The sequence below is a fragment of the Halomonas sp. ML-15 genome (assembly GCF_014779595.1).
Lineage (GTDB): Bacteria > Pseudomonadota > Gammaproteobacteria > Pseudomonadales > Halomonadaceae > Franzmannia.
In genome coordinates, this window is record NZ_JACXZT010000001.1 from 1 (window position 1) to 20090 (window position 20090).

Below are 20090 nucleotides of genomic sequence, written 5' to 3' on the forward strand. Positions count from 1 at the left end.
TTGATCAGCGACCAGCTATGGTCGGATAGCTCGTAGCGTCCTGCCATACCTCACCTATGCTGCTGCGGCATAGGAAAAATTAGCAGAATCTACTTTTCGTACAAAGCCTAAGCGTTCACCACCACCTGGTGTATCGCGCTACCCTGCCGCTGTGCGGGGTAGCGCATAGTGCTGGGTGGCGCTGTCAGCGGCCGACTGGTATCCGACTACGGCGAATCAGCATAGGCGAGCTCAAGATAATATCCCCATGGGTGACGTTGACGTAAACTGATGCTAGCGTTGATCCCTAAAGGGGCAAGATGGCGTCGAGCGTCTACCTTGAAAACAGGTATATAGGCCCCGCTGATGGCTGCGCCCATAAGGCGTCAAGCCTCCTCAGACCACTACCCCAGGGAGAGGATCATGGCCCTCGACACTTCTACCGTGCACGCTCCGCATTTCATGACCGGCGACGAATGGCAGATTCCGACCTTCGCGCTGCTACGTCAGGACGGCACCCTGTATGACGGCGCCGAAGCGCCCGAGCTGTCCCAGGACAAGGCGCTGCGGATCTACCGCGCGATGCGTTTCACCCGCGTGCTCGACGAGCGCATGCTGGCCGCCCAGCGCCAGGGCCGGCTGAGTTTCTACCTGCAGTGCACCGGCGAGGAGGCGAGCGTGGTCGGCGCCACGGCGGCGCTGCAGGATGACGACATGATCATGGCGCAGTACCGTGAACAGGGTGCGCTGGCCTATCGCGGCTTCTCCATCGATGAGTTCATGAACCAGCTGTTCGGCAATGCCCTGGACTACGGCAAGGGGCGCCAGATGCCGATCCACTACGGCTCCGCCGAGTACCACTACATGACCATCTCCTCGCCGCTGGCGACCCAGATTCCCCAGGCGGTGGGCTACGCCTATGGCCAGAAGCTGGACGAGGAGGGGCGCTGCACCATCACCTTTTTCGGCGAGGGGGCCGCGTCCGAAGGCGACTTCCATGCTGCGCTCAATATGGCCTCGGTGCATCAGGTGCCGGTGATCTTCCTGTGTCGCAACAACGGCTACGCCATCTCCACCCCGACCTCCGAACAGTTTGCCGCCGACGGCATCGCGCCGCGTGCCTTCGGCTATCGCATGCACGTGATCCGCGTCGACGGCAATGACCTGCTGGCGGTCTACCAGGCGACGCTGGCGGCGCGCCGGATCGCCGTCGAGCACAACAAGCCGGTGCTGATCGAGGCCATGACCTACCGCCTGGCGGCGCACTCCTCGTCGGACGATCCCGCCGGCTATCGCAGCCAGCAGGAGGAAGCGGCCTGGCGGGAGAAGGATCCGCTGGCGCGAATGCGCCACTGGCTGGAGCGCCAGGGGTGGTGGGATGAGGACCAGGAGCGCCAACAGGAGGAGCAGCTGCGCGGCGAGATACTGGCCGGCATGAAGCGCGCCGAGCGCGAAGCGCCGCCGCCCCTGGCGAGCCTGGTCAGCGATGTCTACGACCAGGTGCCGCCGGCTCTGGCCGAGCAGCTGGCGGCGCTGGAAGCCCATGTGCGCCGCTATCCGGATCACTATCCGCGTGGTGCCGCCGGTCTCGATGATGCCGCGACCCAGGGAGGGCAGTGACATGGCGCATATCAATATGCTGCAGGCGATCAATCAGGCGCTTGACGTGGCCATGCAGAGCGACCCGAAGGTGATCTGCTTCGGGGAGGACGTGGGCAGTTTCGGCGGGGTGTTCCGGGCCACCAGCCATCTGCAGGAAAAATATGGCAAGGCGCGCTGTTTCAATACGCCGCTGGTGGAGCAGGGCATCGTTGGCTTTGCCAACGGCCTGGCCGCACAGGGCCACAAGGCGGTCGCCGAGATCCAGTTCGCCGACTACATCTATCCGGCCTTCGACCAGATCGTCAACGAGAGCGCGAAATTTCGCTACCGCTCCGGCAACCTGTTCGATGTCGGTGGCCTGACCATCCGCACCCCTTATGGTGGCGGCATCTCGGGTGGCCACTACCATTCGCAGTCGCCGGAGGCCTACTTTGCCCATACGCCGGGGCTCAAGGTGGTGGTGCCGCGCAACCCCCACCAGGCCAAGGGGCTGCTGCTGGCATCGATTCGTGATCCCAACCCGGTGCTGTTCTTCGAGCCCAAGCGGCTCTATCGGGCATCCAGCGGCGAAGTGCCCGAGGGCAACTACCAGCTGCCGCTGGGCGAGGCCGAGGTGGTCAAGGTGGGCCGCGACCTGACCCTGGTTGCCTGGGGGGCGCAGATGCCGATCATCGAGGAGGCCGCCGAGCTGGCCGAGGGCGAGGGCATTTCCTGTGAGGTGATCGATCTGCGCAGCATCCTGCCCTGGGATCGCGACTGCGTCGCCGACTCGGTGTTCAAGACCGGACGCCTGGTGATCAGCCACGAAGCGCCGCTCACCGGCGGCTTCGCCGCCGAGATCGCCGCCACCATCCAGCAGCGCTGCTTCCTCTATCTGGAGTCGCCGATCGCCAGGGTGACCGGGCTGGATACGCCCTTTCCGCTGACCCTTGAGAAAGAGTATCTGCCCGATGCGCTGAAGGTGCTCGAGGCGATCCGCGCCAGCGTCAATTTCTAGGGATGGGAGTCGTGTGATGAGCGAATTCAAACTGCCCGATATCGGTGAGGGCATCGTCGAGTGTGAAGTGGTCAAGTGGCTGGTCAGCGAGGGCGATGAGATCCACGAGGATCAGCCGGTGGTGGAGGTGATGACCGACAAGGCGCTGGTCGAGATCACTGCCCCGGAGAGCGGCCGGATCACCGCACTGCACTACGCCGAAGGGGAGAGCGCCAGGGTCCACTCGGCGCTGTTCAGCTATCAGGCAGACGGCCAGCAGGCGGCGGCAGAGAGCGAAAGTGCAGCGCCGCCGGAGAAACCATCGGCGCCGGCGCCTGCCGCCGAGCCTGCCCCTGCGGGGGAGCCAGTGCCGCGGCGCGTACCGGCGAGCCCCGCCGTGCGCCGCCTGGCGCGGGAACTGGGTGTCTCTCTCGACCAGGTAGCCGGCTCTGGCAAGCAGGGGCGCGTGCTCAAGGAGGATCTGTATGCTCTGCCGTCGTCGCCGTCGGGAGAGGAGTTCTCGCGTGTCGAAGAGACTGCGGTAGGCGTCGAAACCCAGAGCGGGCTGCGCGCGGCCATGGCACGGCATATGCGCGAGGCGGTATCGATCCCGCATTTCCACTACGGCGAGGAGATCGACGTCACCTCGCTGCTGGCGCTGTATGGGCGGCTCAAGGCCTCGGCCGAGGCGGTCGATCAGCGCCTGACGCTGATGGCGCTGTTCATGAAGTCGCTGAGCCTGGCGCTGGCGGAGCATCCCCGCGTCAATGCCGGCTATCGCCCGGAGGGCGACGAGGTGCACTTTCATCGGCACTGCCATATCGGCATGGCGGTGGATAGTCCGGCGGGGCTGATCGTGCCGGTGGTGCGTCACGTCGAGGAGCAGAGCCTGCTGAGCCTGGCCGGCGAGATCGCGCGCCTGACTCAGGTCGCTCGTGAGGGACGGGTGAGCGGCGAGGATCTCAAAGGGGCGACCATCACGCTATCCAATATCGGCGCCCTGGGCGGCACCTATGCCACGCCGATCATCACTCCACCCCAGGTGGCGATCGGTGCCATCGGGCGGGTGCAGCGGCTGCCGCGCTTCGATGCCCAGGGGGAGGTGGTGTCGAGGGCGATCATGACCGTCACCTGGGCCGGCGATCATCGGGTGCTCGATGGCGGGGACATGGCGCGCTTCTGCCAGGCATGGAAGGGCTACCTGGAAGCGCCGGAATCGATGCTGCTGCATCTCGGCTGAGGCGCCTGCGATGAGCGAGGCGCCGCTACAGCAGTTCTACATTCCCGAAGAGCAGTCGATCTACCTGCTCAGCCACGACGATGCGCGCAAGCTCAAGGACTGGGTGGCGCTATGTCGCTCGCAGCTCGAGCAGCTCGGCTATCAGGATATCGCGCTGATCGGCAAGGGCGCCTACGGCTTCGTGTTTGCCGGCCGCCCCAGGGCGCTGGAGAGCGCCTGGCTGGTGTTCAAGTTCAACCGCATCACCCTGCCGGCCCAGCTTCAGGCGCGTCTCGAAGAGGAGGCCTTTATGCTGGAGCAGGTCGACCACCCCCAGGTGCCACGGCTGGTGGCCTTTCAGCGCCTGCGTCAGCAGTCGATCCTGGTGATGGAGCGCGCCCCAGGGCTCAACCTGGAGGAGGTCTCGCTGCAGGAAGGGCCGCTGAGCCCGCGTCTGGTGGTGCGTATTGCCGCGCAGCTGGCGGATATCCTGCGCGCGCTGCGCGCTGGCCCGCGGGTGGTGGTGCATGGCGATATCAAGCCCTCGAACCTGGTGTTCGACACCGCCAGTGAGCGTATCGCGCTGATCGACTGGGGCTCCTCGGTGTTCGCCCAGCTCGATGCACAGCGCCAGCATCTGGCCAGCGGTATCGCTTCACTGATGGCGGATGACCTGCAGCACACCAATGCGCGGCTGGGCGATGTCTACTTCATTGGAGAGGAGCAGCTCAACGGCGCCCTGTCGTCGCCGCGCTTCGATGAGCAGGGGGCGGCGGCGACGCTGTATGCGCTGGCGGCGGGGCAGTCGTGCCGTTTCGGCTGGCGGGCGCTGCCGCCCACCTCGCTGGGGCTGCCCAAGGAGTTCGCGCGGGTCCTGGAGGCGCTGCTCGACGATGACCCGGCACTGCGCTACCGCGCTGGCGACTACTTTCTGCGTGAGATGCCGCGCCTGGCGCGGCATGTGATGATCGACCTGCCGGGCTCGCCGCCGGCGCCCTTGGTGCCGGTGTGGAGCCGCCGCGCCGACCGCGAGATCGACACCGTGGTCTACAGTTCGCGCAAGGCGTTCCTGCGCGAAGAGGGGGCCGTGGCGTCACCCGCCGAGGTCAACGACGTGCAGCTCGACCGCTACTACAAGCAGTTCATGCAGGGCATGGGCGACACCGAGAAGGCCTTCCTGGCGGCGGTCAGCCGCCTCGGTCGTTACCCGGTGGTCGGCGGTCTGGCGGTGCGCTGGGAGCGCGATGGGGTCTATATCGACACCTCGCTCAACCTGCATGACCCGTCGCGACGCGACGCTTTCGTCAGCGCGGTCAATGCCATGGTCCAACTGGCCCGGGCGATCTATCGCCAGGGCATTTTCAAGAGCTGTCTGTTCAACGCCCGCGACACCTTGCATATCGACCGCGCCGGGCCCGGCGAGCCGTTCCGCGCGGCGCCGGGCATGACGCTGCCCTATGAAGTCAGCGCGGTGCCCGAGCTCGAGGATGACAGCCGCGTGCACTCCTACTTCGAGGATGGGCCGGACCCGGAGGAGCTGCTGGCGCTGCCGGCGACCATCATCAACGCATTGGAGTCACTCAACGCCATCCGCCATACCGGCATGATCATCTTCGAAGCGCTGCCTACCCATCTCAAGATCCACAGCTACTATCGGCTGCTCGATCCCACCCAGGAGCAGGCCTTCGCCGAGCTGCTGGCCACGATGCTGGACGCGCTGGATCAGATCGAGGGGCTCGGCGTATCGGGCTATATGAAGATGCCCTACAAGGACACCCGCTTCTTTACCCATATCGAGCGTCTTCCCGAGCGCTACTACCCGGCCAATCCACGTGCCGAGAACCATGGTAGGTAACGGTCCCACTCGGGACTGATCCATCGACAGGTCGACACCCTTCTACGACCTGTCCCCGGCGTCCCTCGTTACAGCAAGCCCTGGCGACGCATGGTGTCGGTGATGATCGGCACCGGCGTCATCAGGTGCTCGCACATCATCGCACTGGCGCGGTCTGCATCGCGGGCCAGTACCACCTCGACCAGCGCGGCATGCTCCTGACGCTTGGCCTCAAGCGCGGTCTCCGAGAATACCGTTTCGCGTAGCCACAGGTGGCGATAGCGTTCGACCTGATCGAACAGGCTGTCTCGCATCTGCAGCAGGTGAGGAGAGTTGCAGCCGGCCACCATGGCGGTGTGAAATGCCTTGTGGCGATGGTCCCAGACGTCGAGTACTTCATCCGGCCCGTTGACCTCCATGACCCGTGACAGGGTATGGGCCTTGGCCAGAATATTGGCTTCCCAGGCGTCGTCACCACGCTCGATGGCCAGGCGCAGCAGCATGGCCTCGAGCTGCGAGCGGGCGTCGTAGAGGTCGTGGAGTTCGGCCAGCGACATCGGTGCGACACGATAGCCGCGCTGACTGATGGCGACTACCAGGCGCTCGGCGACCAGCTGTGATAGCGCTTCACGTAGCGGTCCTACTCCGAGGGCGTAGCGCTCCTTGAGCTTGCTCATCAGCAGCTTCTCGCCAGGCTTGAACTGGCCGCGAGTGATATCGCGCTTGAGACCGCGATAGGCGCTGATGGCCAGATTCTGACGCGGCTGACTGTCCGGGGTCGGGGGCATGGCGGACTGACATTCCCTTGCTGAGTGTCGATATTGCCACCTGATGATACCCAAACCGCGCTGAGCTGGCGAAATTATCGCCTGGAAGCTGATATTATCCAATAACGTCAACATTCAGCCTAGCGCGAGGCGCTTGTGTACGATTTCATCATTATCGGCGGCGGGATTCTCGGTCTCTCTACCGCCATGCAGCTCAACCGCCTCTATCCCGGCCGCCGCATGCTGCTGCTCGACAAGGAGGACGGCCCAGCGCGCCATCAGACGGGCCACAACAGCGGCGTGATTCATGCTGGTGTCTACTATGCGCCGGGCAGCATGAAGGCACGCTTCTGCCTGGAGGGCAATCGCGCCACCAAGGCGTTCTGTGACGAGCACGACATCGCCTACGATACCTGCGGCAAACTGCTCGTAGCGACTAACGCGCTGGAGATGGAACGCATGCAGGCGCTGTGGGAGCGCACCGAGGCCAATGGCTTGGAGCGCTTCTGGCTGAGTGGCGATGAGCTGCGTGAGCGGGAACCGAACATTGTCGGTGAGGGGGCGATCCTGGTGCCCTCCAGTGGCATCGTCGACTACGCCGAGGTGGCGCATGCCATGGCCGACGAGTTCGAGCATCATGGCGGCGAGCTCCGCTTCGACACCGAGGTCACGGGTATCGAGGAGCGCCCCCACGAAGTCGTGATCAAGACACAGCGAGGTGAGTTCGTCAGCCGCTACGCGGTCTCCTGTTCGGGGCTGATGGCCGACCGGCTGGTGCGCATGCTGGGCAAGAATCCAGGCTTCACCATCTGCCCGTTTCGCGGCGAGTACTACCGTTTGCCCGAACGCCATAACGCCCTTGTGCAGCACCTGATCTATCCCATTCCCGATCCCTCCATGCCGTTTCTGGGCGTACACCTGACGCGGATGATCGATGGCAGTGTCACGGTAGGGCCCAATGCGGTGCTGGCGCTGAAGCGCGAGGGCTATCACAAGTCCGACGTCTCTCTGATCGATATGGCCAAGATGTTCACCAACCCGGGGATCCTCAAGGTGCTGGGCAAGAACCTTCGCCCCGGGCTGGTGGAGATGAAGAATTCACTCTTTCGCAAGGGGTATCTGGAGGAGGTGCGCAAGTACTGCCCGAGCCTGACCCTGGAGGACCTGGGCCCTTATCCTTCTGGAGTGCGTGCCCAGGCGGTATCCCGGGAGGGCAAGCTGATCGACGACTTCCTGTTCGTCAACACGCGGCGCACCGTCAATGTCTGCAACGCGCCATCGCCGGCGGCGACCTCGGCGCTGCCGATCGGCGCGCATATCGTTGATAAGGTACGGGCCCAGGTAGACGCTTAGGGAAACACTGCATAAATGCCTGCGCGGGCGAATCACTGCGTTGCGCGGTGCTGGTGCGCCAGCCCGGTCGGAATCCTCACCTATACCCCATAGGCTCCGGTTGACTCGAAACCTCCGGTTTCTCACCCCTTCGGGGCCATCCTCCGGATGTTTGTCGCTTCGCTCGGCACTGTGCTCCGTGCGCCTTGCGACCCACAGGGATGTGGGAAGTGCGTTGGTTCGTAGGGAACGAACCTAGCCGCTTCATCCCGCTCGCCGATTTATTCAGCGTTCCTTTAGCCCTGATTGGGTTCGCCAAGTTCACGCCAGGCGGCGTAGGTGCTGAGGAAGACCCGCCCGGTGATCTCATCGAGGAAGTGGCTGCGATTGAGCTGGTCCATGACCGGCCCCTTGACCTCCGCGAGATGCAGGGTGACGTTGGAGTCCTTGAGGCGGGCGTTGATGGCGTCGAGGCTCTCCAGCGCCGAGGCATCGATCAGGTTGACCGCCGAGCAGATCAGCACCACGTGCTCCAGTTCGGGGCGACTGGCGACCAGGTCGTAGACGGTATCCTCGAGATAGCGGGCGTTGGCGAAGTAGAGGCTCTCGTCGATGCGCAACAGGGCGAGGTGGCTGGCGGTCTCCACCTCGTGGCGGGTCAGGTTGCGGAAGTGCTCGGTGCCGGGCACGCGGCCGACCAGGGCACTATGGGGACGGCTGGTGCGATACAGGAACAGGCCGATGGAGAGCGCCACCCCGGCGATGATGCCGGCTTCCACCCCTTCGACCAGGGTCAGCAGGATGGTCACCGCCATGGCGGCGAAGTCGCTTCGCGAGTAGCGCCAGGTCTGGCGCAGCATGTCGATATCCACCAGGGTCAGGATCGAGACCGTGATGGTCGCGGCCAGGGTGGCGATCGGCAGGTAATAGAGCAGCGAGGTCATCGACAGGGTGACCAGGGCGATGCCCAGCGCGGCGAAGGCGCCGGCGGCGGGGGTCTGGGCGCCGGCATCGAAGTTGATCACGGTGCGGGATAGTCCCCCGGTGACCGGCATCCCGCCGCTGAAGCCGGCGGCGAGGTTGGCACCGCCCAGGCCGATCAACTCCTGGTTGGGCGAGATCCGCTGGCGCCGCTTGGCGGCCAGCATCTGGCCCATGGAGATCGACTCTACGAAGCCCACCAGGCTGATCAGCAGCGCGGGGATCAGCAGCGCTCGCCACAGCGACAGCTCACTGAACGGCAGGGTCAGCGGCGGCAGCCCCTGGGGGATGGCGCCGACCACGGCGACACCGCTGGCCGCGAGATCCCAGTGCCAGGTGGCCAGGGTGGTAGCGACCACGGCGAACACCGGCCCGGCCTTGGCCAGCAGGTCGGCCGGCCCGGCAGCGAGGCCCAGACGGCGCAGGCTGTCGCGCCCGTAGCGGCGCATCAGCACCAGAAAGCTCAAGGTTCCCAGGCCGATCACCAGGGTGGGAAGGTGAATAGCGCCGAGGTTGGGGGTCAGGGTAATAAGGCGTTCGAGCAGGGTGAAGCCGCTGCTCTCGACACCCAGCATGCCGCCCAGCTGGCTGGCGGCGATCAGGATGCCCGAGGCGGTAAGAAAGCCGGAAATCACCGGGTGGCTGAGGAAGTTGGTGAAGAAGCCGAGCTTCATCAGCCCCATGGCGGCCAGCATGCCGCCCGACAGCAGCGACAGCACCAGCGCCGCCTGCAGATATTCCGGGCTGCCTGGGCTTGCCACCGCCGAGAGAGCGGCGCCGGTCATCAGCGCGATGATCGCCACCGGTCCCACCGCCAGGGTGCGGCTGGTACCGAACAGGCAGTAGACCAGCTGTGGCAGGATACTGGCATAGAGACCCACCACCGCCGGCAGGCCGGCAAGAATGGCGTAGGCCAGCGACTGGGGGATCACCATCACGGTGACGATGATGCCGGCCAGCAGGTCGGCGCCGAACAGACGACGATGATAGTGGGGCAGCCAGGCGAGAATCGGCAGGTAGCGCTTGAGCATCACGGCCCCGTGTCGGCAGGCGATATGGCATTGATGAGTCTGATAAAAAAGCAAGGTTACCGGAAATTGACCACGATGTTGATCGCCAAGCGACGGCCAGCAGGTAACATGCGTCATAACAGGCCCCTGATGCGAGACGCCTATGTCAATGGATACCTTTTATCTCGAAGAGCAGCTGTTGGCGCTGCTGGCGATACCCTCGCCGTCGCTGCATACCACTAGCATCGCCGACCATCTGGCGGATGAGCTTGCGCGGCTGGGGTTGACGACCCGGCGCACCGTGCGGGGCGATCTGCTGGCCGAGACGCCGGGCAGCGCGCCGCGTAGGGCGATTACCGCGCATTTGGATACCCTGGGTGCGATGGTGGTGGGGCTCAAGGAGAACGGCCGACTGGCGGTCAGGCCGATCGGCTCGTGGAATGCGCGCTTTGCCGATGGTGCGCGGGTCAAGTTGCACGGTGAGGCGGGGGAGGTGCTGGCGTCGGGCACCCTGCTGCCGACCCTCGCTTCCGGCCATGTCTATAACGAGGCGGTCGACCGGCTGCCGGCAGACTGGGCGCATATCGAGCTGCGCCTGGACCTGGTCGACACCTCCCCCAGCGCACTGCGTCAGCAGGGCATCGAGGTGGGTGCCCTGGTCAGTATCGACAGCCAGCCCAGCGTCACCGACAGCGGCTTTATCAATGCCCGCCATCTCGACAACAAGGCGGCCATCGCCTGTCTGCTGGCGGCGATTCGCGCCGGGGGCTTGCCCGGTGATGTGCGGCTGGTGTTCTCCTGTGCCGAGGAGCTGGGGGTAGGCATCACTCAGGTGATGTTCGAGGGCATCGAGGAGGTGCTAAATCTGGATATCGCCGCCCAGGGCGAGGGGCAGAACGTCTGCCACGACGGCGTGACGATTGCCATGCTCGACTCGCTAGGGCCCCTGCATCCGGTCGCTACCCAGCGACTGATCGCACTGTGCCGTGAGCACCAGATACCTTTCAGCCGCGACTGTTTTCCCTACTACTATTGCGACGGCGACGCCGCTGCCAAGGCCGGGCTGGATGTACGCAACGGACTGGCCTGTTTCGGCGCCGATGCCTCCCACGGCTGGGAGCGGGTGCACCGCGACTCACTGCTGGCGCTGAGCCGCCTGGTAAGGGCCTGGCTGGCAGCGCCGCTCCAGGCCTAGCCCGTTGGCGTTGTCTTGCCTGGCCAGTGGCCCTGCAGCGCCAGGTACTCACGGCTGGGGGAGCTGGCTGCGCCGGCGGCCTTGAAGAAGCTCTTCTCCAGCATTGCCTCTCGCTCCTCCATCAATGCCTGAGCGGCGCACATATGTTCGGCCATGACCCGGCTGGCGCGGTCAGCGTCGCCATCGCGCAGCGCGGCGATCAGCTGCTGCTGGTAGTCGTGACCGCGCTGGCGCAGCTCGGGGTAGGGGTGCTGGTAGATGCGTAGGCAGACGGTGTGGCTCATCAACAGTCGAATCGGGTAGCGGCACATCAGCGCCAGCAGCGGGTTGGGGCAGTGCTCCACCAGCAGCAGGTGAAACTCGAGCTCCTTGATGCGCTGGGTGCGCTCCTCCTCCAGGGTGGCAGGGGGGTGGTCGTAGTAGGCCATCACCTTCTCCAGGCCGTCGAAGGCCTCCGCATCGAGCAGCCCCGCGATGCTGGCCACCAGTGCCGGCTCGAGCTGCTTGCGCACTTCGTAGATATCGTGAATGGTCGGTGGACGAAAGAAGAAGTAGTTGCCGAGCAGCTCCATGCTGCGGTCGGCGCTGACCTCGGCGATAAAGGCGCCGCCCTTGGGGCCAGTGCGGGTGTGGATCAGCCCCTGGGCCTCGAGGGCGCGCAGCGCCTCACGAATGGTGCCTTTGGAGGCACCCAGGGCATCGATCAGATGCTGCTCCTGGGGGAGTCGATCACCGGGGACAAGGCCCTGCTCGGCGATATAGTCCTTGAGCGCCTCGGCGATGACCTCGGTGCGCTTGCGGCGCGGGGCAGTGGGCGTTGGCGTACTCATGGGGCTCCCGGTGTGGCGGTGGTCGAGGCGCTAGCCTGCCACGGCCCCCGCTCGGGGTACAGGCAGGCGGCGCGGTGTGCGTGGGTGCTCAGCGATTCAAGGACCGGCGGTGCCTCGCGGCAAGCCTCACGCGCCTTGTGGCAGCGCGGCGCGAAGGCGCAGCCGGGCGGCGGATCGAGGGGGTCGGGCAGTTCGGCGGCGGTGGACTCGGCGATGATCGGCGGGCCGCCGGGCACCGGTGCGCTGCCCAACAGCAGCCGGGTATAGGGGTGCGCCGGCTCGCTGAACAGCTGTCGAGTTGGGGCCTCTTCCACCACCCGACCGAAATACATCACCGCGATACGCTGGCTGATGGTCTCGACCACCGACAGGTCGTGGCTGATAAACAGGTAGGTGAGATCGAATTCGGCCTTGAGCCGCCGCAGCAGCTTGAGCACCTGGGCCTGGACCGAGACATCCAGCGCCGAGACCGGTTCGTCGAGTACCAGCACCTCAGGCTCCGCGGCCAGTGCCCGGGCGATGCCGATGCGCTGAGCCTGGCCCCCGGAGAATTCATGGGGGTAGCGGGTGACGAACTCCGGTCGCAGATTGACCACCTCCAGCAGTTCGGCAATGCGCGTGTCGAGAGCACGGCCTGACAGGCCGCGCAGGTGCTTGAGGGGTGCGGCGAGGATATCGCGGATGCGCATGCGCGGATTGAGCGAGCTGAGCGGATCCTGGAACACGTACTGGATACGCCGCGATAGCGCGTGACGGTCGAGGCGGCGCATGGCCTGCAGGTCCTCGCCGCCAAAACGGATCAGGCCGCTACTGGGGGTGTCGAGTCCCACCAGCATGCGCGCCAGGGTCGACTTGCCGCAGCCCGACTCGCCGACGATACCCAGGGTTTCGCCGCGCAGAACCTGCAGATTCACGCCCTGTACGGCCTGTACACCGGGCCTGGCGGCGCCCAGCAGGCTGCGGCCGCCGCCAAAGGTGCGGGTCAGGTCGGTGATCTCTAGCAGCGCGTCAGACATGAGCGGCTCCGATGACGGTGTGGTCGGCCAGCGGTTTGATACAGCGCACCTGGCGATTGGCGTCGCTGGCGATCAGGGCGATATCGCCTTCGCGGCAGCGTGGCTCCACCAGGTCGCAGCGATCGGCGAAGGCGCAGCCGGGGGGCAACGCATTGGCCGCCGGGGGCAGGCCGGGAATCGCCGCCGGCTCGTTGTCCGGTTCGCCGAGGCGCGGAACGCAGTCGATCAGTCGCCGCGTATAGGGGTGTCGCGGGTTGGCAAGTAAGTCCTGAGTGGGGCCCATCTCGACGATACGCCCGGCGTACATCACCGCTACCCGGTCGCAGATCTGGGAGACCACGCCGAAATCGTGGGTGATGAACAGCACCGCAGTGCCCTGCTCCTCGCGCAGCCGCTTGAGCAGGTCGAGGATCTGCGCCTGGACCGTGACGTCCAGCGCAGTGGTCGGCTCATCGGCGATGATCAGCTGCGGGTCATTGGCCAGCGCCATGGCGATGCCGACCCGCTGGCGCATGCCCCCTGAGAGCTCATGGGGGTACTGGGCGGCGCGGCGTGTCGGATTGGGAATCCTCACCTGGCCGAGCAGCTCCACGGCGCGCTGATGGGCGGCCTGCCTTGACAGCGGCTGATGGGTGCGCAGCGCTTCGACCAACTGATCGCCGACCCTGATCAGCGGATGCAGGGTGGAGAGCGGATCCTGGAACACGTAGGCGACCCGGTTGCCACGCACCTTGCGCAGCTCGCGGATGCCCATGTCGAGCAGATCGCGGCCCTGGAAGTGGACCTGGCCGCCGCTGATCAGGCCCGGCGGCGAGGCCACCAGACCCAGCAGCGACAGGGCGGTGACCGACTTGCCGGAGCCCGACTCGCCGACCAGCCCCAGACACTCGTTGGGCTTGAGGGTGAAGCTGACGCCGTTGACCGCACGGTAGGTGTCACGCCCGACTTCGAAGTCGGTATGCAGGTCGTCGACCTCGAGCAGCGCCGGGTCCTGGCCGGGAGCGTTAAGGTCATCATCCACCGCGGTGTGGCGCCGGCGGCGAATGCGCGTCATGGGGGCCGGTCGCGACAGCGCCCCGGACTTGAGGCGCGGGTCGAGGGCGTCACGCACGCCGTCGCCGAGCAGGTTGATGCTCATCACCAGCAGGAAGATCGCCAGCCCCGGCAGTGTCGCCACATGGGGGGCGTTGATGATCATGCGTCGGCCCTCGCCGAGCATCGAGCCAAGATCGGCCTGGGGCGGCTGGGCACCCAGGCCGAGGAAGCTCAGGCCGGCGGTCTCGAGGATCATCCAGCCAACGGTGGTGGAGAGGGTGATAACGATCACCGGCAGCACATTGGGCAGGATCTCGGTGACCAGGATGCGCAGGTCGCCCTTGCCCGAGAGTCGCGCGGCGTCGACGAACTCGCGATGGGCGATGCTCACCGTGGCGCCGCGGATATTCCGCGCGAAGAAGGGAATATTGACGATGGCGATGGCGTAGAGGGCGTTCAGCAACCCGGGCCCGAGCACCGCGACGATGGCCAGCGCCAGCAGGATATAGGGGAACGCCATCAGCATATCGATGCCGCGCATCAGGGTGTTGTCGGTGCGTCCGCCGAAGTAGCCCGCCACCAGCCCGATCAGCGAGCCGACAAAGGCCGCCACCAGCGAGGCGGCGATACCCACCGCGAGGCTGACCCGCAGGCCCCACAGCAGCCGCGAGAGAATGTCGCGACCGAGCTGGTCGGTGCCCAGCCAGTGGCCCTCCGAGAGCGGCGGTTGCAGGCGGTTGGCGGGATTGGTGGCGTTGGGTTCGAGCAGCGGTAGCAGCGGCGTCACCAGGGCCAGCAGCACCAGGGTCAGCAGTAGAATGCCGCCGAAGGCCGCCAGGCGGTTGCGCGCCAGCAGCGTGACGAATGCCATCATGCCTTGATCCTCGGATCGAGCCAGTACTGCAGCAGGTCGGCGCAAAGATTGAACAGCACATAGCTGGCGGCGACCACCAGCACGCCGCCCTGGACCAGCAGCAGGTCGCGGGTGGAGATGGCGTTGACCAGCATGCGGCCGATGCCGGGCCACTGGAACACCGTCTCGATATAGACAGCGCCGCCGATCACGAAGCCGGCCTGCACGCCGATCACCGGGATCAGGTTGACCAGCGCCACCTTGAAGGCGTGGCCGAGGATCACGCGATTCTCGTCGAGGCCCTTGGCGCGGGCGGTGCGGATATAGTCCTGGCGCAGTACCTCGAGCATGTTCGAGCGGGTCAGCCGGGCGATCACCCCGGCGGCGACCACCGCCAGGGCCACGGCCGGCAGCACCAGGTGACGGAGCAGATCGGGCAGATCACCGCCGCCGTAGATCGAGTACATGCCGCTGACCGGAAACCAGCGCAGCTCCACCGAGAACAGCAGGATCATCAGCATGCCGAGCCAGAACGCCGGCACCGAGATGCCCACCAGCACCAGCAGGGTTATGATGCGGTCGGCCCAGCCGTACTGGCGCACCGCCGAGACGATGCCGGCGGCGACGCCGATCACCACGCACAGCACCAGCGAGGTGCCGGCCAGGATCAGGGTGGCACCGAAGCGTTCCAGTACCTCGTCCAGCACCGGCCGGTTGAGGTGATAGGAGCGTCCGAAGTCACCCTGCAGGATATTGGTCAGCCACACCCAGTACTGCTGGGGCAGACTGAGATCGAGGCCGAGATCGGCGCGCAGGCGTGCCAGGTTCTCCGGCGTGGCGTAGGAGCCGAGGATGGCCAGCGCCGGATCGCCGGGAATCAGCGACATGATCAGGAATACGATCACCGTCAGCCCCAGCAGTACAGGCACCGTCATCAGCAGGCGGCGCAGGACGTAGAGATGCATGTGTCATCACCCCAAAAAGCGTGGCCTCCGGGCAGGTGCAGCGCCTGCCCGGAGCGCCGTGTGCTTACGGCTTGCTGACCTCGTGGAGCAGCAGGAAGAAGGATGGCTGCAGGCGGAAGTTCTCGACTGCGGCAGTGGAGACCGCGTTCTGCTTCCAGTTGGCGACGAAGGCCCAGGGCGCGTCCTCGTGGACGATGGTCTGCATCTCCTTGTAGAGCGCGGCGCGCTCCTCCTGGTCGACGCTGCGGCGAGCTCGCTCGAGCAGGTCGTCGACCTCAGGGTTGCTGTAGTAGCCGGAGTTGAAACCGCCCTGGTCGGGCATGGCGTCGGTGCGCAGGGCCAGGAACGGCAGGGTGTCCGGATCGTTGGTCATCCACGCCATCTGGGCCATGTCGGCCTTGCCTTCGAGGCCGGGATTGACCTCGCCGAGGAAGGTGTTCCACTCATAGGTTTCGATGCTGACGTCGAGTCCCACGTCGGCCAGGTCGGCCTGGATCGCCGAGCCCATGGGAATCGGGTCGAGCATCCCCGAGCCGCCTTCGGTGACGTAGAAGGTCAGTTCGGCGCCCTCATGACCGGCCTCGGCGATCAGCTCGCGGGCACGATCCGGGTCATAGGGGTAGGGCTCGAGCTCCTCGTTGTAGGCCCAGTCGAAGGCCGGTGGAATCGGTCCGGCGGCCACCGTGGCGGTGCCCTCGAGAATATTGTCGACCAGCGATGTCTTGTCGATGGCGTAGTTGATCGCTTGGCGCATGCGCCGGTCGGCGAAGGGGCCCTCCTTGGTGTTGAGGATCAGGAACCAGAGGTGTGGGCCGGCCTGTTCGGAGACCTGATACATCGGGTCCTCGGCGAACTGGGCGACGTTGTCCGGTGGCACCTCGACCATCAGATCGATACCGCCGGCCATCATCTCGGCGACCCGAGTATTGGCGTCGGTGATCGGCCGAAATACCACTGCTTCCAGGGCCGGTGCGCCATCCCAGTAGTCGGGGTTGGCGCTGGCCACCACGCGGCTGTTGCTCTGCCACTCCTCGAACTGGAAGGGCCCGGTACCCGAGGGATTGCGACCGAAGTCCTCGCCATGCTCCTCCACCCCCGCCGGCGAGACGATCAGGCCGGTGGGGTAGGCGAGGTTGGAGAGGAAGGGCGCATAGGGCTCGTCGAGGGTGAAGGTGACCTCGTGCTCGCCGCTGGCTTCGACGCTGGTAATAGCCTCGAAGAAGAACGCCAGCGGGAAGGAACCGGTGTCGTGGTAGGGGTGATCCTCGTCGAGCATGCGCTCGAAGTGGAAGACCACCGAATCGGCGTCGAAGGCGCTGCCGTCGTGGAAGCTGACGTCGTCGCGCAGGCTAAAGGTGTAGACGGTGCCGTCGTCGCTGATCTGCCACTCGCTGGCCAGCGCCGGCTCGACTTCGAGGGTGCCGTCGGCGTAGCGCACCAGGCCGTCATACATGTTCATCATGATGCGGAAATCATTGACCGCGGTGACCTGGGCCGGGTCCAGGGACTGCGGTTCGGCGATCTGCCCGACCACCAGCACATTGGGCGGGGTCTGGGCGGCGAGCGGGGCGCTCAAGCCGGCCACGGCGAGTGCCAGGGCCGATAGACCAAGGCCCTTGGGCAGTGCGAGGGAGCGAATCATCTTGCCTCTCCTGATGTTGTTGGGATGGTGGTGAGTCGGCTAGGCTGTCGGTGATCTTGTATTTATCATGATAAATCACTCTAATTAGGTATGGCATAGGCGAGAGCGTGATGCAAGTGACCGGTTGGGGGCAGGCCAGGTGAGTTTTAGTGGCTCCTGGCGAGGGATGCCGGGGTGGGCGGCATTGGCGCACTTAGCGAGGGACGCCGGGGTGGGCTGTCGTTGGAAGACACAGCGGCCATGCTCGGGACTGATCCGTCGGCAGGCCTGCGAGGGGGCGCTGTAAACCATCCCTGGGCGCTACCTGCGCCTTCCATGGCGCAGAACCCCCTCTTCGACCTGCCCCCGGCGTCCCTCGTTTACGGCACCCCTCGCCCAAGCATCGCCTACAATTCCTGGGGTCCCTCGGCAGGGCAACGATAAGCACCCCCTCTAATAGGGGTAAGGGGACGGCAATGACCTACAGCATCATTGGATATGACCATGCCAGAGGTGCCCACGGTATCGCCTGCGCCACCGGCGGACCGGCGCTGGGCGCCTTCGTGCCGCATCTGCGCCCCGGCGTTGGCGCGGCGATCACCCAGGGCTTCAGCACCAACGTACTGGCCGCCGAGCGGGGCCTCGAGGCGCTGGCAGACGGCACGCCGGTGGACGAGGTGGTAGCAGCGCTTCAGCGAGATGATCGCGGTGCGGCCTGGCGCCAGATTGCGCTGATGGATGCCCAGGGGCGCAGCGCCGGCTGGAGCGGTGAGCACAATGTGCCAGTAGTCGCGCTACTGCGCGAGCCGGGGGTAGTCGTTGCCGGTAATATGCTGGCCAGCGATCGAGTGGCCACACTGATGCTGGAGGTCTATCACCGGGCTCGGCGCGCAGGCGATGAGCTGGCAACCGCACTGCTGGCGGCACTCAATGCCGGCAGTGACGGCGGCGGTGATGCTCGCGGTACCCGTTCGGCGGCGCTCAAGGTGCGCGATCCCGGAGGGGTGCCGCTAGATCTGCGTATCGATGACGCCATGAATGCGGTGGTCGAGCTGCTGGCACTCAAGCGGCGTATCGATCAGGACCGCGCCTATCAGCAATTCTTGACGCGCTTGCCGACGGCGGAAGATCCTCATCGCCACTGATAATGGCGGCAGCAAGGTCGCATCGAGTCTGTCTCGGCGTCTACGCCATAGAGAGATGCGGCCAATGTCGCATCAAGATAGTTAAGCCTGAGTCGATATCCTGCCTGACCATGCCAACAATAAATAGGATTCGAGATGGGCAAACTACTGTATGCGGGGGCTTGTCTGCTGCTGGCTGGGGCAGTATGGCTAGGCGTGTCGTTCCAAACCACGTGGGCGCTGGCGCTGGCACTGTCGATGGCGGCGCTGGCTGGCGCTGGTGTGGTACTGGCGATGGACTACGCCATCTATGTTGCGCGCAGCGAGCCGGCGAGCCGAGTCGTCGACTATGCGCCACCGCTGGCCGACTATCGGTCGCTCAAGGCGATGGCCTACCGCTTGATGGGACGTGCCAGCCGTACCGCGATCGCCTCGGCCGAAGTGTCGCATCACGCGGACCGCATGGATCAGCGTCTGGCTCGGCAGGATCAAGTGGTCAAGGAGGCGGTGGCCAGCATTCAGGCGATCACCGCAGCTATCGAACAGGTTACCCGCAGTGCTCAGCAGGTGGTCGAGCTCGCAGGGCAGTCGCGCGCCTCCAATGCGGCCAGTCGCGATGCCCTGGAAGGGGTGATCAAGGAGATGCGGGCGCTGGCGGGTCGCTCTGAGGAGGCCCTTGCGCTGCTCACGACGTTAAGCGACAAGAGCGACAGCGTGCGTCACGTTACGTCGCTGATCGAGGATATTGCCGAGCAGACCAACCTGCTGTCGCTGAATGCTTCCATCGAAGCCGCCAGGGCCGGTGAACACGGTCGTGGATTTGCCGTGGTGGCAGGGGAGGTGCGCGAGCTGGCCGGTCGCACTGCGGATGCCACTCGCCAGGTCGAGACCCTGGTCGGAGAAATTGGCGACAGCAGCCAGCGAGTGGTGGACACTATTGGCCACCTGATGCAGCGAGTTGGTGAGCGTGCTCGTGAAGTCGAGACGGTTGGTCGGCAGCTAGGCGAGGTTACCCGTCACGTTGACAGCGTCGAAACACGGATCGGTAGCATCGCCGAGGCCATGGCTGACACCAATGGTCATAGTCAACAGGTGGCGGCGACCCTTGAGCAGCTCGATGTTGATACTGCGGCAGGTACCCGAGATATGCATGATCTGGCGGAGCAGGCCCGTGCTCTAATGGATGCCGCCGAGGGGGTCGATGCCGAGCTGGCCTTGCAGCGACTCGATGGGCGTCATCAACAGGTGTTACAGGCTGCGCGACGCAGTGCCGAGCAGATTGGCAGGCTGTTCGAACTGGCTATCAAGCGAGGCGATATGAGTCTCGAGCAGCTGTTCGCCGAATCCTACGAACCCCTGGCCGATACCCGGCCGGCGAAGTATCGCACTCACTACGATCAGTTCACCGATCGCCATTTGCCGGATATCCAGGAGCCGTTACTCGACTCTCTCGATCTTGCCTACGCGATCACCTGTGATCGCCGTGGCTATGTGCCCACGCACAATCGTCGCGTCAGTCAGCCGCCAACCGGTGACTATCAGCATGATCTACACTACAGCCGCAGCAAACGAATCTTCGATGATCCCACCGGGCGCCGCTGCGGGGCGCATCAGAAGCCTTTGCTTCTACAGACTTATAAACGAGATACGGATGAAGTGATGCACGACTTGTCGGTGCCGATCTTTGTCCGGGGCCGCCATTGGGGCGGTTTTCGTATCGGTTATCGGCCGGCGGCGGTTTAGTGGTGCAT

At 65.2% G+C, this 20090-nt stretch carries 15 protein-coding genes; 8 read left to right on the plus strand and 7 right to left on the minus strand.

Going from position 1 to position 20090, the window contains the following annotated elements:
- The first annotated feature begins 402 nt into the window (after nucleotides 1–402).
- The 4 genes from IEI94_RS00005 to IEI94_RS00020 are packed head-to-tail and all read left to right on the plus strand — an operon-like array spanning nucleotide 403 to nucleotide 5631.
- Nucleotides 403–1599: a thiamine pyrophosphate-dependent dehydrogenase E1 component subunit alpha gene (locus IEI94_RS00005; RefSeq protein WP_224749839.1), complete on the plus strand. Its 1197-nt coding sequence runs from the start codon at nucleotides 403–405 to the stop codon at nucleotides 1597–1599.
- Nucleotide 1600: 1 nt separating this feature from the next.
- Nucleotides 1601–2578, plus strand: a complete 978-nt coding sequence (locus IEI94_RS00010) for an alpha-ketoacid dehydrogenase subunit beta (protein ID WP_191164350.1) — start codon at nucleotides 1601–1603, stop codon at nucleotides 2576–2578.
- Nucleotides 2579–2594: 16 nt separating this feature from the next.
- Nucleotides 2595–3797, plus strand: a complete 1203-nt coding sequence (locus IEI94_RS00015) for a 2-oxo acid dehydrogenase subunit E2 (protein ID WP_191164352.1) — start codon at nucleotides 2595–2597, stop codon at nucleotides 3795–3797.
- A gap of 10 nt (nucleotides 3798–3807) precedes the next feature.
- Nucleotides 3808–5631 (plus strand): protein kinase domain-containing protein, encoded by a 1824-nt coding sequence (locus tag IEI94_RS00020; protein WP_191164354.1) that lies wholly within the window; start codon nucleotides 3808–3810, stop codon nucleotides 5629–5631.
- A 68-nt stretch (nucleotides 5632–5699) separates the two neighbouring features.
- On the opposite strand, the gene csiR is transcribed toward IEI94_RS00020, so the two are convergent.
- Nucleotides 5700–6398, minus strand: a complete 699-nt coding sequence (gene csiR / locus IEI94_RS00025; protein ID WP_191164356.1) for a DNA-binding transcriptional regulator CsiR — start codon at nucleotides 6396–6398, stop codon at nucleotides 5700–5702.
- A gap of 135 nt (nucleotides 6399–6533) precedes the next feature.
- Here csiR and lhgO point away from each other — a divergent pair, with 135 nt between their 5' ends.
- Nucleotides 6534–7730 (plus strand): L-2-hydroxyglutarate oxidase, encoded by a 1197-nt coding sequence (gene lhgO / locus IEI94_RS00030; RefSeq protein ID WP_191164358.1) that lies wholly within the window; start codon nucleotides 6534–6536, stop codon nucleotides 7728–7730.
- 275 nt (nucleotides 7731–8005) lie between these two features.
- On the opposite strand, the gene IEI94_RS00035 is transcribed toward lhgO, so the two are convergent.
- Entirely contained in the window at nucleotides 8006–9721 is a 1716-nt protein-coding gene (locus IEI94_RS00035; protein WP_191164360.1) for a SulP family inorganic anion transporter, read from the minus strand.
- A gap of 142 nt (nucleotides 9722–9863) precedes the next feature.
- Between IEI94_RS00035 and IEI94_RS00040 the strand changes: the two genes are divergently transcribed.
- Complete coding sequence (locus IEI94_RS00040; protein WP_191164362.1) at nucleotides 9864–10895, plus strand: M20/M25/M40 family metallo-hydrolase; 1032 nt, start codon at nucleotides 9864–9866, stop codon at nucleotides 10893–10895.
- Here the strand turns inward: IEI94_RS00040 and IEI94_RS00045 are convergent.
- From IEI94_RS00045 to IEI94_RS00065, 5 genes are all read right to left on the minus strand, one after another.
- The gene (locus tag IEI94_RS00045) at nucleotides 10892–11725 is read right to left on the minus strand and encodes a FadR/GntR family transcriptional regulator (protein ID WP_191164364.1); all 834 of its coding nucleotides are present in this window, start codon (nucleotides 11723–11725) and stop codon (nucleotides 10892–10894) included. The genes IEI94_RS00040 and IEI94_RS00045 overlap by 4 nt on opposite strands.
- A complete protein-coding gene (locus IEI94_RS00050; protein WP_191164366.1) occupies nucleotides 11722–12741 on the minus strand; it encodes an ABC transporter ATP-binding protein in 1020 nt (339 codons plus the stop codon). Before IEI94_RS00050 ends, IEI94_RS00045 begins: the two co-directional genes overlap by 4 nt.
- Nucleotides 12734–14650 carry a dipeptide/oligopeptide/nickel ABC transporter permease/ATP-binding protein gene (locus IEI94_RS00055; RefSeq protein ID WP_191164367.1) on the minus strand — a complete coding sequence of 639 codons (1917 nt, stop codon included), beginning with the start codon at nucleotides 14648–14650 and terminating at the stop codon, nucleotides 12734–12736. The genes IEI94_RS00050 and IEI94_RS00055 overlap by 8 nt, the downstream gene beginning before the upstream one ends.
- Nucleotides 14647–15594, minus strand: coding sequence for an ABC transporter permease (locus IEI94_RS00060; protein WP_191164369.1), 948 nt, complete (start codon nucleotides 15592–15594; stop codon nucleotides 14647–14649). The genes IEI94_RS00055 and IEI94_RS00060 overlap by 4 nt, the downstream gene beginning before the upstream one ends.
- Before the next feature lie 64 nt (nucleotides 15595–15658).
- Nucleotides 15659–17236 carry an ABC transporter substrate-binding protein gene (locus IEI94_RS00065; RefSeq protein WP_191164371.1) on the minus strand — a complete coding sequence of 526 codons (1578 nt, stop codon included), beginning with the start codon at nucleotides 17234–17236 and terminating at the stop codon, nucleotides 15659–15661.
- A gap of 455 nt (nucleotides 17237–17691) precedes the next feature.
- On the opposite strand from IEI94_RS00065, the gene IEI94_RS00070 reads away from it, so the two are divergent.
- Nucleotides 17692–18360, plus strand: a complete 669-nt coding sequence (locus IEI94_RS00070) for a DUF1028 domain-containing protein (protein WP_191164373.1) — start codon at nucleotides 17692–17694, stop codon at nucleotides 18358–18360.
- Between the two features lie 135 nt (nucleotides 18361–18495).
- A complete protein-coding gene (locus IEI94_RS00075; protein ID WP_224749840.1) occupies nucleotides 18496–20082 on the plus strand; it encodes a methyl-accepting chemotaxis protein in 1587 nt (528 codons plus the stop codon).
- The last annotated feature ends 8 nt before the right edge of the window (nucleotides 20083–20090 follow it).

Excerpts from the sequence above, each read along its gene's own strand:
- IEI94_RS00045 (WP_191164364.1), bottom strand. The coding sequence starts at position 11,725 with ATGAGTACGCCAACGCCCACTGCCCCGCGCCGCAAGCGCACCGAGGTC.
- IEI94_RS00040 (WP_191164362.1), top strand. The coding sequence starts at position 9,864 with ATGTCAATGGATACCTTTTATCTCGAAGAGCAGCTGTTGGCGCTGCTG.
- IEI94_RS00020 (WP_191164354.1), top strand. The coding sequence starts at position 3,808 with ATGAGCGAGGCGCCGCTACAGCAGTTCTACATTCCCGAAGAGCAGTCG.
- IEI94_RS00065 (WP_191164371.1), bottom strand. The coding sequence starts at position 17,236 with ATGATTCGCTCCCTCGCACTGCCCAAGGGCCTTGGTCTATCGGCCCTG.
- IEI94_RS00055 (WP_191164367.1), bottom strand. The coding sequence starts at position 14,650 with ATGATGGCATTCGTCACGCTGCTGGCGCGCAACCGCCTGGCGGCCTTC.
- IEI94_RS00015 (WP_191164352.1), top strand. The coding sequence starts at position 2,595 with ATGAGCGAATTCAAACTGCCCGATATCGGTGAGGGCATCGTCGAGTGT.
- IEI94_RS00070 (WP_191164373.1), top strand. The coding sequence starts at position 17,692 with ATGACCTACAGCATCATTGGATATGACCATGCCAGAGGTGCCCACGGT.
- IEI94_RS00075 (WP_224749840.1), top strand. The coding sequence starts at position 18,496 with ATGGGCAAACTACTGTATGCGGGGGCTTGTCTGCTGCTGGCTGGGGCA.
- IEI94_RS00035 (WP_191164360.1), bottom strand. The coding sequence starts at position 9,721 with ATGCTCAAGCGCTACCTGCCGATTCTCGCCTGGCTGCCCCACTATCAT.
- IEI94_RS00050 (WP_191164366.1), bottom strand. The coding sequence starts at position 12,741 with ATGTCTGACGCGCTGCTAGAGATCACCGACCTGACCCGCACCTTTGGC.
- IEI94_RS00060 (WP_191164369.1), bottom strand. The coding sequence starts at position 15,594 with ATGCATCTCTACGTCCTGCGCCGCCTGCTGATGACGGTGCCTGTACTG.
- IEI94_RS00010 (WP_191164350.1), top strand. The coding sequence starts at position 1,601 with ATGGCGCATATCAATATGCTGCAGGCGATCAATCAGGCGCTTGACGTG.
- csiR (WP_191164356.1), bottom strand. The coding sequence starts at position 6,398 with ATGCCCCCGACCCCGGACAGTCAGCCGCGTCAGAATCTGGCCATCAGC.
- IEI94_RS00005 (WP_224749839.1), top strand. The coding sequence starts at position 403 with ATGGCCCTCGACACTTCTACCGTGCACGCTCCGCATTTCATGACCGGC.